Origin of the sequence: Microbacterium sp. 22296, assembly GCF_052045385.1 — a bacterium.
Classification (GTDB): domain Bacteria; phylum Actinomycetota; class Actinomycetes; order Actinomycetales; family Microbacteriaceae; genus Microbacterium.
The window spans coordinates 108,797-120,604 of the sequence record NZ_JBQEOS010000004.1 but is presented as its reverse complement, the minus strand read 5'-3'; the positions used below and the strand labels follow the sequence as shown (position 1 = coordinate 120,604).

Genomic DNA, 11,808 nt, shown 5'->3' with positions numbered 1-11,808 from the left:
GGGGCCGAACCGGACGGGGGTCAGCGGGTGAGGGATGCGCCGTTGGATCGGATGACGTCGGCGTACCAGCCGAACGACTTCTTCCGGTAGCGATCCAGCGTTCCGGTTCCGTCGTCGTTTCGGTCGACGTAGATGAAACCGTATCGCTTGCTCAGCTGAGCGGTGCTGGCGCTGACGATGTCGATGCACCCCCACGAGGTGTAGCCGAGCACGTCGACGCCGTCCTCGAGCGCCTCGCCCACCTGCACGAGGTGGTCGTTGAGGTACGCGATGCGGTAGTCGTCGACGACCGTCTTCTCGCCGTCGACCTCGACGAGCTGGTCGCGCGCGCCCAGGCCGTTCTCGACGATGAACAGCGGTTTCTGCCAGCGGTCCCAGAACTGGTTCAGCACCAGGCGCAGCCCCACGGGGTCGATCTGCCAACCCCACTCGCTCGCTTCGAGCGTGGGGTTGTAGACACCGCCCATGATGTTGCCCTCGCCCTCCGCGCGCTTCGCGGGATCGGCGGTCTCGGCGATCGACATGTAGTAGCTGAACGAGACGAAGTCGACCGTGTTGGTCAGGTCGTCGCGGTCGGCGTCGGTGATCTCGAGCTCGATGCCCTTCTCGCGCAGCGTCCGCAGGAAGTACCCGGGGTACGCGCCGCGGGTGTGCACGTCGCCGTAGACGAGGTTGCCGTGGTCGGCATCCATCACGGCGCGCGCGTCGTCGGGCGACGGGGTCAGCGGGTAGATGGGCATCGACAGCACCATGCAGCCGACCTTCGCCTCGGGGGCGACCTCGCGGGCGATGCGGGTGGCGCGGGCGGATGCCACGAGCTCGTGGTGCATCGCCTGGTAGAGCTGCTGCTCGGGCACGCCGCCCTCGGGGATCGGGATGCCGCCGCTCATGAACGGCGCGTGCAGCAGCGAGTTGATCTCGTTGAAAGTCAGCCAGTACTTCACGCGCGAGCCGAAACGCTCGAAGAGCGTGCGGGCGTAGCGCTCGTAGAACCCGATGAGCTCGCGGTTCGTCCATCCGCCGTACGCCTCCGCGAGGTGCAGCGGGGTCTCGTAGTGCGAGATGGTCACGAGCGGTTCGATGCCATGCTTCTCGAGCTCGTCGAGCACGCGGTCGTAGAACGCCAGGCCCGCCTCGTTAGGTTCCGCGTCGTCGCCGTTCGGGAAGATGCGGCTCCACGCGATCGAGAAGCGGTAGACGCCGAAGCCCATCTCGGCGAACAGGGCGATGTCCTCCGCGTAGCGGTGGTAGTGGTCGATGCCGACGAGCTTGAGGTTGTCGGGCGTGGGCCGATCGCTGCGGGGGGCCGAGATGCCGCGGGGCATCACGTCCTGCACCGACAGTCCCTTGCCGTCCTCGTCGTACGCGCCCTCGATCTGGTTCGCGGCGGTCGCGCCGCCCCAGAGGAAGCCGTTGGGGAAGGGGGTGTTCGTCATGTTTCGTGTCTCCGGGGGATCAGCGGGCGGTGGTGAGGGCGTCGACCGAGACGGCGCGGAACAGCGTCTCGCCGTGCGAGAGGGGTCCGGATGCCACGTCGGCGACGTCGGGATAGAGATCGCCGTTGGTGACGATGACCGGGGTGATGAGGTCGTAGCCGGCTTTCTCGATGGCCTCGCCGTCGAACTCGAGCAGCAGGTCACCGGTCTTCACCTCGGTGCCGGACTGCACCTTCAGGGTGAAGTGCTGGCCGCCGAGCTTGACGGTGTCCAGGCCCACGTGGATGAGCAGTTCGACGCCGTCGGTTCCCCGCAGTCCGATCGCGTGACCGGTGGGGAAGGCGGCGACGACCGTGCCGTCGAAGGGGGCGTAGACCGCGCCCGACGTGGGGCGGACGGCGACGCCCTTGCCGAGGGAACCGTCGGCGAAGGCGGCATCCGGAACCTCCGAGAGGGGCGCGACGGTGCCGTCGACGGGGTTGCGCACCACGGTGTCGGTGGCGACGGCCGCGGTCGCGGGGGCGGTGGCGTCGACCGGGTCCTTGAATCCGAAGACCACCACCAGGACGAAGGGCACGACGACGGCCACGGCCAGGCCGATGGCGAGCATGACCATGTTGCCGTTGCCGAGCAGGGCGGGCAGAGCGAGGCCGGAGGGGACGACGAACGCCTTCGAGAAGACCCCGCCCATCGCGATGAGCGCGCCACCGAGCGCACCGCCCACGATGCCGAACGCGAAGGGACGCTTCAGGGGCAGGTTGATGCCGTAGATCGCGGGCTCGGTGATGCCGGCGAGGAAGCCCGAGAGGGTGGCCGGGGCGGCGAGCGAGCGCAGGTTCTTGTTGCGGGTGCGCACGAGCACACCGGCGACCGCGGCGGCCTGAGCCAGCACCGCCGTGAACACGGGGCCGATGAGCAGGATCTGGCCGGTGGTCTGGTATTCGAGCTGGAACAGCGGCACGAGGCCCCAGTGCAGGCCGAAGATCACGAACACCTGCCACAGGCCGCCCATGATCGCCCCGCCCAGCCACGGCAGCGTCTGGAACACCCAGCCGATGCCCGCGGCGAGACCGCCGCCGATGAGGCTGGAGAGGGGGCCGATGGCGAGGAACACCAGCGGCACGGCGACGAGCACCACGATCATCGGGGTCAGGAAGCGGCGGACGGCGCCGGGCAGGACCTTGAGCAGGAACCGCTCGGCGTGGCTCTGCAGCCACACGATGATGATCACCGGGATGACGCTCGAGACGTAGCTGACCATCGTCACCGGGATGCCGAAGAACGTGATGTCGGGCTGACCGTTCAGCGCGACGATCGAGGGGTAGACCAGGGCCGCGGCGATGGCGAACGAGGTGAACTCCGAGGCCTTGAAGTACCGCGCCGCGGTGATCGACAACGCGATCGGGAGGAAGTTGATCAGCGCGTCGGAGAGGGCGTTGAGGATGACGTACGTCGAGCTCGTGGCATCCAGCCAGCCGAAGGTGACGGCCGCGGCGACGAACGCCTTCAGCAGACCGGTCCCCGCGAGGGCCCAGAGGATCGGCGTGAAGATCGCCGAGATCATCTTGATGAAGCGGTTGAAGAGGTTGCCCTTGGGGCCCTCCTCACCGCCCTCGCTGCCCGCGCCGCCGAGCTTCGTCTGCGCCTGGATCGCGGCATAGACGTCGGGAACGTCGTTGCCGATCACGACCTGGTACTGCCCGCCCGCCTGAGCGGTGGTGATGACGCCGGGTGTCGCGCGCAGAGCCGCGGCATCCGCTTTGCCCTCGTCCTTCAGGACGAATCGGAGCCTCGTGGCGCAGTGCACCATCGAGGTGATGTTGCTTTCCCCGCCGACGCCGGTCAGTACCGCCGTCGCCGTCTTCGCGTGATCCACCATCGGAATCCGCCTGCCTTTCGCCGCTTCGGTGCGGCCTGTTCGAATGTTCTGTGGCGACGACCCCGGGTGTTTCGGGCAATAAAAAAGACCCGAATCCGTTCATCGCTCGTCAGCGATGTGGATTCAGGTCTTGCCCGCTCGCGCGGTAACAATCCGGAAATCGTCGGCAGGTGTGAGCCTGCGTCGGTGACTATAGCACCGGTGCGTCGGGTCCGCCAGAGGTGTCTGCGCGACCCAGGCTCGTTGCGAGACGCTCAACGTGCACCGTCAGGTAGAGCACCTCTTCGTCCGTCAGGGTCGACCCGGTCGCCGCGAGCACGTAGGCCTTCACGGCCTCGGCGATGCCGAAAGCGCGCGGGTAGCGGTGCTTGGCGAACTCGAAGAACGACGAGTCGCCGCTGGTCAGCATCGCGCGGTTCACGAGCCGCTGGAGGAGGAATCGCACGTGCAGGATGAAACGCGCGAAGTCGGGGCTGTCGGTGTCGAGCGAGACGCCCAGCCCCGTCTCGACGGTGCGGACGACGTGCTGGACCCGTCGGAACAGCAGCGCCGCCGTACCGTTGGGCTCGTCGCGCGTGGCGTTGAGCAGATGCATCGTGAGGAACACCCCCTCCTCGGGGGGAAGCTCCCGATCGAGGGATGCCGCGATCGAGGCGGCCATGTGCTCCGCCGCGCGAGACTCGTCGGGGTGCAGGATGCGCAACTCGGGCATCGAGGTGCCCGGGATGCGGATGCCCTGGTTGAGGCGCTCGATGACGTAGTTCACGTGGTCGATGACCGCGAGAGGAAGACGCCGACCCAGATCGCGGCCGAGCTCGCGCTCGGCCTCGTCGACGGCGTGGAGCACCGCCTGCACGAGCGCGTAGGGAGCGTCGGTCAGCAGCTTCTGCGCGTGCGCGGTGTCGGTGGCCTGATCCAGCACGAACGTCTTCTCGACCTTCGCGGGGTCGACGCGCCCCTCGTGCTTGAGCTGGAAGCCGATGCCCCGGCCCATCAGCACGCGCTCGCGGCCGTCGGCGTCGATCGCCACGACGACGTTGTTGTTCAGCAGTCTCTGCACGCCGCCGGGCGGGAGGGAGGCGTCACCGGCACCGGGCATGGGATGCAGTTTATGACCGGGGTCGGGCGGCCGGTCGGTCCGCATCGCGCGGTCGGACACAACGCAGGAGATTCGTGGACGGATGCAGGGCGCCGCCGTCGTCGCCGGGTTCTGCGTGGCCGTGAGCTCGGAATCTCCTGCGTTGTGCGCTCCCGGCGAGGGGCGAGACGCCCAGCCGCGGCGCAGGCGCACCCCGGTACCCTGGAAAACATGACCGATCAGCCCCCCGTGCGCTCCACCACGCCCCGGCAGGCGCGCCCCGCGGGGGCCCCGGCCGACACCGCCGTCCGCGAGACGCGGCCGAAAGACACCGGCATCCGCCAGGTGCGGCCGAAGACCGAAGGGTGGCAGCAGGCCAAGGACGAGACCGGTCGCCCGCTGCTGCAGTTCGCCAGCCCCAAGCGCGGCAAGCCCCCGGTGCACCTCGCCGACCTCACGCCCGCCGAGCGCGTGGCGAAGGCGAAGGAGCTGGGGCTCCCCGGCTTCCGCGCCAAGCAGCTCGAGAAGCACTACTTCACGCACTACACGTCCGACCCGGCCGCCATGACCGACCTCCCGGCATCCGGTCGTGACGAGCTCGTCGCGGGAATGCTCCCGCCGCTGCTCACCGAGGTGCGCCGGCTCGAGACCGATCGCGGCGACACCATCAAGTTCCTCTGGAAGCTGCACGACGGCGCGCTCGTGGAGTCGGTGCTCATGCGCTACCCCGGCCGCATCACGCTGTGCGTGTCGAGCCAGGCCGGGTGCGGCATGAACTGCCCGTTCTGCGCGACCGGCCAAGCGGGCCTGACCCGCAACATGTCGGCGGCCGAGATCATCGAGCAGATCGTGCGGGCCAACGCCCTCATCGCCGCCGGCGGACTGGGGGGCAAGAAGAGCACCGACCATTCGCTCGACCGCGTCTCGAACATCGTCTTCATGGGCATGGGCGAGCCGCTCGCGAACTACAACCGCGTCATGCAGGCCGTACGCGTCATGGTCGACAAGGACCATGGGCTCGGCATGAGCGCCCGCGGCATCACGGTGTCCACCGTGGGTCTCGTCCCCGCGATCAAGAAGCTCGCCGACGAGGACATCCCGGTGACCTTCGCCCTGTCGCTCCACGCCCCCGACGATCACCTGCGCGACGAGCTCATCCCGGTGAACTCGAAGTGGAAGGTGGACGAGGCCCTGGATGCCGCCCGCGCCTACTTCGACAAGACCGGGCGCCGCGTCTCGATCGAGTACGCCCTGATCAAGGACATGAACGACCACGCGTGGCGCGCCGACCTGCTGGCCGAGAAGCTCAACGCCCGCGGTCGCGGCTGGGTGCACGTCAACCCGATCCCGCTGAACCCGACTCCGGGCTCGATCTGGACGGCATCCGAGGTGCCCGTGCAGAACGAGTTCGTGCGGCGCCTCAACGACGCCGGCATCCCGACGACCCTGCGCGACACCCGCGGCAAGGAGATCGACGGGGCGTGCGGCCAGCTCGTCGCGACCGAGGACGACGAGGCGGCCGCGGCGGTCACGCCCGTCGGCTGAGACTTCATCGTCGCCGCGGCGCGGGGCGGTGGGAAACGCGATCCGCGCCGAGAAACGCCCCGTCGACGCGTTTCTGCCCGTGGATCGCGTTTCTCAGGGCGGTGTGGCCGGCTCACCGCCTCGCCGGAACGCGCCCCGCGGTCGTGGGATGCCAGGCTGCTCGGCACATCCGCAGGCTCCGATCGAGCCCGCCACGCCAGACTGAGGGCATGAGCGAGAGCGTCGTCGAGGTCGAGAACCTGCGCAAGACCTATCGAGGGGGACTCGAGGCGCTGCGCGGCGTGACCTTCGACATCCACCGCGGCGAGACGTTCGCGCTGCTCGGACCCAACGGCGCGGGCAAGAGCACGGTCATCGAGATCCTCGAGGGCTACCGCGACCGCACCGGAGGCGACGTGAGCGTGCTCGGCGTCGACCCGCACCGCGGCGGTCTCGATTGGAAGGCGCGGCTCGGCATCGTGCTGCAGAACACCGGTGAGGCGCCGACGGCGACGGTCCGCGAACTGCTCGCGCATTTCGCCTCCTTCTACCCGCGTCCCCGCGACGTCGACGAGGTGATCGCCTCGGTGGGGCTGACCGAGAAGGCGAAGGTCAGTGTGCGCAAGCTCTCGGGCGGTCAGCGTCGTCGCGTCGACGTGGCACTCGGCATCGTCGGTCGCCCCGAGCTGTTGTTCCTCGACGAGCCCACGACCGGGTTCGACCCCGAGGTGCGGCGTCAGTTCTGGGATCTCATCCGCGACCTGCAGCGCGAGGGCACCACGATCCTGCTGACCACGCACTACCTCGACGAGGCGGCCGAGCTCGCGGAGCGCGCCGCGATCATCGTCGGCGGGCAGATGGCATCCGTCGGTCGGATCGACGAGCTCGGCGGACCCGACGCCCGCGTGCCGCTCGTGCGGTGGCGCGAGGGCGGGGTGACGCGCGAGGAGCGCACCGACGACCCGGGAGCGTTCGTCTCCGCCCTGTACGCCCGAGGCGGCGAGCCGGAGCGGCTCGAGGTCGTGCGCCCGAGCCTCGAGGACGTATACCTCTCATTCCTCGGCGACGAGGCTCGGCGGTCCACGGCCGGGGATCTCGCGTGAGCCGCGTGCTGCGGCTGGGCGCCGCGCGCATCGCCTTCGAGGTGCGCTCCTACTTCCGCCAGGGCGACTCGGTGTTCTTCACGTTCCTGTTCCCGGTGATGATCCTGCTGATCTTCGCCGTCGCCTTCGACGCGCAGACCTTCGGTCCTCCGGGCGATGAGGTGGATGCCGCGCAGTTCTACCTCCCCGCGATGCTCGCCGCGGGCGTGCTGCTGTCGGGACTGCAGAACATGTCGATCGACATCGCGATGGAGCGCAGCGACGGCACGCTCAAGCGCCTCGGCGGAACCCCGCTGAGCCCGGTGTCGTACTTCATCGGCAAGCTCGGCCAGGTGCTGGTGACGGGATTCCTGCAGTCGGTGCTGCTGATCGTGGTCGCGGCGGTGTTCTTCGGTGTGCCGCTGCCGACCGATCCGGAACACTGGCTCACCTTCGCGTGGGTGTTCCTGCTCGGGGTGACCACGTGCGCGATCCTCGGCATCGGGCTGTCGGCGCTGCCGCGCACCGGCCGCAGCGCCACCGGCGTCGTCATCCCGATCGTGCTGCTGCTGCAGTTCATCTCGGGCGTCTACATCAACTTCGCCGCCCTGCCGGAGTGGCTGCAGAATTTCGCGAGCATCTTCCCGCTGAAGTGGCTCGCGCAGGGGTTCCGGTCGGTGTTCCTGCCCGAGGGCTTCGCCGCCGCCGAACCGTCGGGGTCGTGGGATCACCCGCTCATCCTGCTGGTGACCCTGATCTGGCTGGTGGTCGGTCTCGCCGTCGTGCGGGTGACGTTCCGCTGGATCCGCAAGGACTCCTGACGCGACTCCCGTGCCTCGGCTCGCTCAGGCAGGGTACGGGTGAGTTTGCGCGGGGTGGGCGCGGGGCGCCGGGCATCGCGCGGGGTGTTGGCGCGGGGAGTGGCGCCGGGGTTCGCGCGAGTGGGCGCGGGGTGTTGGCTCGGGATAGGCCGCGGGGTTGCGCGGGCGGACGTGGGCAGCTTGCGCGGGGTGGGCGCTGGGCTGCGCGCGGGATGCGCCGCGGGCGTCGCGCGAGGGTGGGCGCGCGGTAAGAGTGAGCGTTGCGCGAGGGTGGGCGCGGGGCGCGAGTGAGGGTTGCGCGGGGTTCGTTCGCGGGGCGTGCGGTGCGGCTGGTTCTTCGCGAGAAACGCGATTCGCGGGCAGAAACGTGTGCTCGCGGCGTTTGTGCCCGCGAATCGCGTTTCTCGGTGGAGGGAGGGATGCCGCGGCCCCGGTGTCGGAGGGGAGCGTTAGCGTTGAGGGATGGTCGGTTATCGCTACCTCGGAAACAGTGGATTCAAGATCTCGGAGATCACCCTCGGCAACTGGGTGACCCACGGTTCGCAGGTCGGTGACGACGCCGCGATCAAGACCGTGCATGCGGCGCTGGACGCGGGCATCACGACCTTCGACACCGCCGACACCTACGCCAACACGGCGGCCGAGACGGTGCTGGGTAAGGCCCTCGAGGGTCAGCGGCGCGAGTCGCTCGAGATCTTCACGAAGGTGTACTTCCCCACCGGTCCGATGGGGCCGAACGACACCGGTCTGAGCCGCAAGCACATCATGGACTCGATCAACGGCTCGCTGACGCGTCTCGGCACCGACTACGTCGACCTCTACCAGGCGCACCGCTTCGACTACGAGACGCCGCTCGAAGAGACGTTCCAGGCGTTCGCCGACGTCGTCCGCCAGGGCAAGGCCCTCTACATCGGCGTCTCGGAGTGGACCGCCGAGCAGCTGCGAGAGGGTCACGCGCTCGCGAAGCAGCTCGGCATCCAGCTCATCTCGAACCAGCCGCAGTACTCGATGTTGTGGCGCGTCATCGAGGGCAAGGTCGTGCCCACCAGCGAAGAGCTGGGCATCTCGCAGATCGTCTGGTCGCCGATGGCGCAGGGTGTGCTGAGCGGCAAGTACCTGCCCGGCCAGCCGGTGCCCGAGGGCTCGCGCGCGACCGACGAGAAGAGCGGCGCGAACTTCATCAAGCGGTTCCTCGACGACGGCACGCTCGAGGCCGTTCAGCGCCTCAAGCCCATCGCCGACGCGGCCGGGCTCGCCATGCCGCAGCTCGCGATCGCGTGGGTGCTCCAGAACCCCAACATCGCCGCGGCCCTCGTGGGAGCCTCGCGTCCTGAGCAGCTCGCCGAGACCGTGAAGGCATCGGGCGTGACCCTGGATGCCGATACCCTCGCCGCCATCGACGAGGCGCTCGGCGATGCCGTGTTCTCCGACCCCGAGAACACCTACGAGGTGTCGCCGAAGCAGCGACTGGTCTGACCCACGAGAGGCGGCGGGTCGGGCGTTCGCGCCCGGCCCGCCGCCCTCCGCCCTATGGGCGCGGCTGGGTAGGCCGGTGACGGCTCCTGCGGGCCTGCGGGTTCTGTGGCTTCCGCGCTCGCTCGGCGCGGGTGGCGTCCGGCGCGTCGCCGGTCGGGCGTCGAAATGACCCGTTCTGCGCGAGATCACGGAGTTTTCGTCGCAACCGGGCGTGATCTCGTGAAGCGGGTGTGATCTCGCGTCCGCCAGATGTGGCGGCCGCGGGCACGGCGCGGGCACGGCGCGGGCACGGCGCGGGCACGGCGACCGCGCGCCCGACGCGGGGCAGCGCCTCAGGCGCCGCTCAGGAGAGAGCAGGGAACGCGTCGTACCCTGTGCGAATGTCCTTTTCCGCTCACCGACCCGGCCGCTTCGGCTCCGACGGTCGTATCGAGTTCACGACGGACGAGGAACGCGAGCAGTATCTCGACGACATCCTCGCCGCGCAGAACGCGGTGAAACCCGACGCCGCGACACCCGACCACACCTCCGAGCCCTGGGGCGCGCCCCCCGCCGACGACGAGCCGCGCGACCCCTTCGCCGACGACGACACCCTCCGCTTCGACCGCGATTTCGCGGTATCCGCTTCTGACGACGAGACCATCCGCCTCGACCGCGACCCGGCCGACGTGACGACGGAGGCTCCCGCGCCGCCGCCCGAGGCCGCGCCGAGCCCTGTGGCATCCGAACCTCGTCCGACCCGCCTGCGGCGCCACGATCCCCGCCGCCCGAGTCTGTCGCTGATCCGGCGCATGGCCGTGCTCGGCGGAGCGGACAACGACGTGCTCGACGAGGTTCCCGAAGAGGTTCCGCGCTTCGTGCAGATGTTCCTCGTTCTCGGGGGGACCGCGCTCGTCTCGGCGCTGTCGATGATGTTCGCCCTGCTCACCGGTGTGCGCGTCAGCATCCTCCTCGCGATCCCGCTGGCCATCGTGTGGGGCCTGATCATCTTCAACCTCGACCGCTTCCTCACCTCGACGATGCGCTCGACCAAGAACGTCTTCCGGCTGCTCGGTCTCGCCCTGCCGCGCGTGATCATGGCCGCGCTCATCGGCATCGTGGTGGCCGAGCCGCTGGTGCTGCAGGTGTTCCAGAACGACATCGTGCGCGAGGTCAACTCCACCAACGTCACGCAGGCGCTGACCGATCAGGATGCCATCACCGGCGGCCCCGAGAAGCAGGCGCTCGATGCGGCCAGCGCGCAGGTCGCGGCGCTCGAGAACCAGGCGGCGACCGGCATCGTGAGCGGCACGTCGTCGACGTCGGCCGAATCGGCCGCCGCGCAGCAGACCGTCGACCAGCTCACGCAGCAGCTGGCCGCCCAGCAAACCGTGATCGACCAGGCTCGAGCCGTGTACCAGTGCGAGCTCACCGGCCAGGGCGCGGGTACCGTTCCCGGCTGCACCGGTCTCGCCGGCAGTGGCGCGAGCTCCGACGCGGCGCAGGCGCAGCTCGCCCAGGCGCAGTCGGCGTACGACTCCCTGTCGACGCAGCTGCAGCAGGCGCAGTCCACCCTCGCGGCCGCCAACACCGCGGGCGCCGAGGCTGCGGCATCCACCTCCGAGGCCAACAAGCAGCAGGCCGAGGATCAGTTGCCCGCCGCCCGCACGCAGTACGAGTCGGCGCTCGCCGCGTACAACGCGCGGTCGGAGTCCGTCGCCGACGGCAACGCGGGGGCGGTCGGCCTGCTGAGCCAGATCACCGCGCTCGAACGCCTTTCGGATCGCGAGCCCGTACTCCGCTGGGCGCACTATCTCATCGCGGCGCTGTTCTTCATGATCGAACTGCTCCCGGTGATCGTGAAGGTGCTCACCAGCTTCGGCGGCCCCTCGCTGTACGAGAAGGCCGAGAAGATGCGCGGCCAGATCGCCCTCGACAGGGTGTCGGCTCGCACCTACCGCAAGCGCGCCGACATCATCGCCGACGAGGCGAACCGGGTGCCGGCGGCGGTGTCCTGATGGTCGCCTGGAGCGCGGGGCTGCTGCTGTACCGCCTCACCCCCGCGCCCCAGGTGCTCATCGCTCATATGGGCGGGCCGTTCTGGGCGGAGAAGGACGCGGCCGCGTGGTCGATCCCGAAGGGCGAGTTCGATCCCGACTCCGAGGGAGCTCTGGATGCCGCGAAGCGCGAGTTCCGCGAAGAGCTCGGCGTCGAGCCGCCCGACGTCGAGTGGGCGGAGCTCGGCACGTTCGCGTACTCGAGCGGCAAGAAGGTCGTGGTGTTCGCCGGCGACGGGGCCGGGTTCACGGCATCCGCCTTCGCGTTCGGCACGTTCGAAATGGAGTGGCCGCCCCGCTCCGGCAGGACGGCCTCGTTCCCCGAGGTCGACCGCGCCGAGTGGATGGGTCTGGATGCCGCCCGCGAGGCCCTCGTGAAGGGTCAGCGCCCCGCGGTCGATGTGCTCCAGACGGCGCTGCGGGAGCTGCCCGGCGCCTGAAACCCGCGCCCTGTCCCGCTGCTCCGCGCGGGCGAG

9 protein-coding genes are annotated in these 11,808 nt (G+C 69.5%); 6 read left to right on the top strand and 3 right to left on the bottom strand.

Going from position 1 to position 11,808, the window contains the following annotated elements; genetic code table 11:
* Positions 1-20: 20 nt before the first annotated feature.
* The 3 genes from ACTJJP_RS09695 to ACTJJP_RS09685 all read right to left on the bottom strand — a co-directional run bounded on the left by ACTJJP_RS09695 (position 21) and on the right by ACTJJP_RS09685 (position 4,414).
* The gene (locus ACTJJP_RS09695) at positions 21-1,436 is read right to left on the bottom strand and encodes a glycoside hydrolase family 1 protein (protein ID WP_440774810.1); all 1,416 of its coding nucleotides are present in this window, start codon (positions 1,434-1,436) and stop codon (positions 21-23) included.
* Positions 1,437-1,455: 19 nt separating this feature from the next.
* Entirely contained in the window at positions 1,456-3,315 is a 1,860-nt protein-coding gene (locus ACTJJP_RS09690) for a beta-glucoside-specific PTS transporter subunit IIABC (protein ID WP_440774809.1), read from the bottom strand.
* A 190-nt stretch (positions 3,316-3,505) separates the two neighbouring features.
* On the bottom strand, positions 3,506-4,414 hold the full coding sequence (locus tag ACTJJP_RS09685) for a PRD domain-containing protein (protein ID WP_440774808.1): 909 nt from the start codon (positions 4,412-4,414) through the stop codon (positions 3,506-3,508).
* 210 nt (positions 4,415-4,624) lie between these two features.
* On the opposite strand from ACTJJP_RS09685, the gene rlmN reads away from it, so the two are divergent.
* The 6 genes from rlmN (at position 4,625) to ACTJJP_RS09655 (ending at position 11,772) form a co-directional block, all read left to right on the top strand.
* Positions 4,625-5,938, top strand: coding sequence for a 23S rRNA (adenine(2503)-C(2))-methyltransferase RlmN (rlmN, locus tag ACTJJP_RS09680; protein WP_440774807.1), 1,314 nt, complete (start codon positions 4,625-4,627; stop codon positions 5,936-5,938).
* A 209-nt stretch (positions 5,939-6,147) separates the two neighbouring features.
* The gene (locus ACTJJP_RS09675; protein WP_440774806.1) at positions 6,148-7,020 is read left to right on the top strand and encodes an ABC transporter ATP-binding protein; all 873 of its coding nucleotides are present in this window, start codon (positions 6,148-6,150) and stop codon (positions 7,018-7,020) included.
* The gene (locus ACTJJP_RS09670) at positions 7,017-7,820 is read left to right on the top strand and encodes an ABC transporter permease (protein WP_440774805.1); all 804 of its coding nucleotides are present in this window, start codon (positions 7,017-7,019) and stop codon (positions 7,818-7,820) included. The genes ACTJJP_RS09675 and ACTJJP_RS09670 overlap by 4 nt, the downstream gene beginning before the upstream one ends.
* A gap of 462 nt (positions 7,821-8,282) precedes the next feature.
* Positions 8,283-9,296 carry an aldo/keto reductase family protein gene (locus ACTJJP_RS09665; protein ID WP_440774804.1) on the top strand — a complete coding sequence of 338 codons (1,014 nt, stop codon included), beginning with the start codon at positions 8,283-8,285 and terminating at the stop codon, positions 9,294-9,296.
* Positions 9,297-9,676: 380 nt separating this feature from the next.
* Positions 9,677-11,293 carry a DUF4407 domain-containing protein gene (locus tag ACTJJP_RS09660; RefSeq protein ID WP_440774803.1) on the top strand — a complete coding sequence of 539 codons (1,617 nt, stop codon included), beginning with the start codon at positions 9,677-9,679 and terminating at the stop codon, positions 11,291-11,293.
* Complete coding sequence (locus ACTJJP_RS09655; RefSeq protein WP_440774802.1) at positions 11,293-11,772, top strand: NUDIX domain-containing protein; 480 nt, start codon at positions 11,293-11,295, stop codon at positions 11,770-11,772. Before ACTJJP_RS09660 ends, ACTJJP_RS09655 begins: the two co-directional genes overlap by 1 nt.
* Positions 11,773-11,808 lie beyond the last annotated feature (36 nt).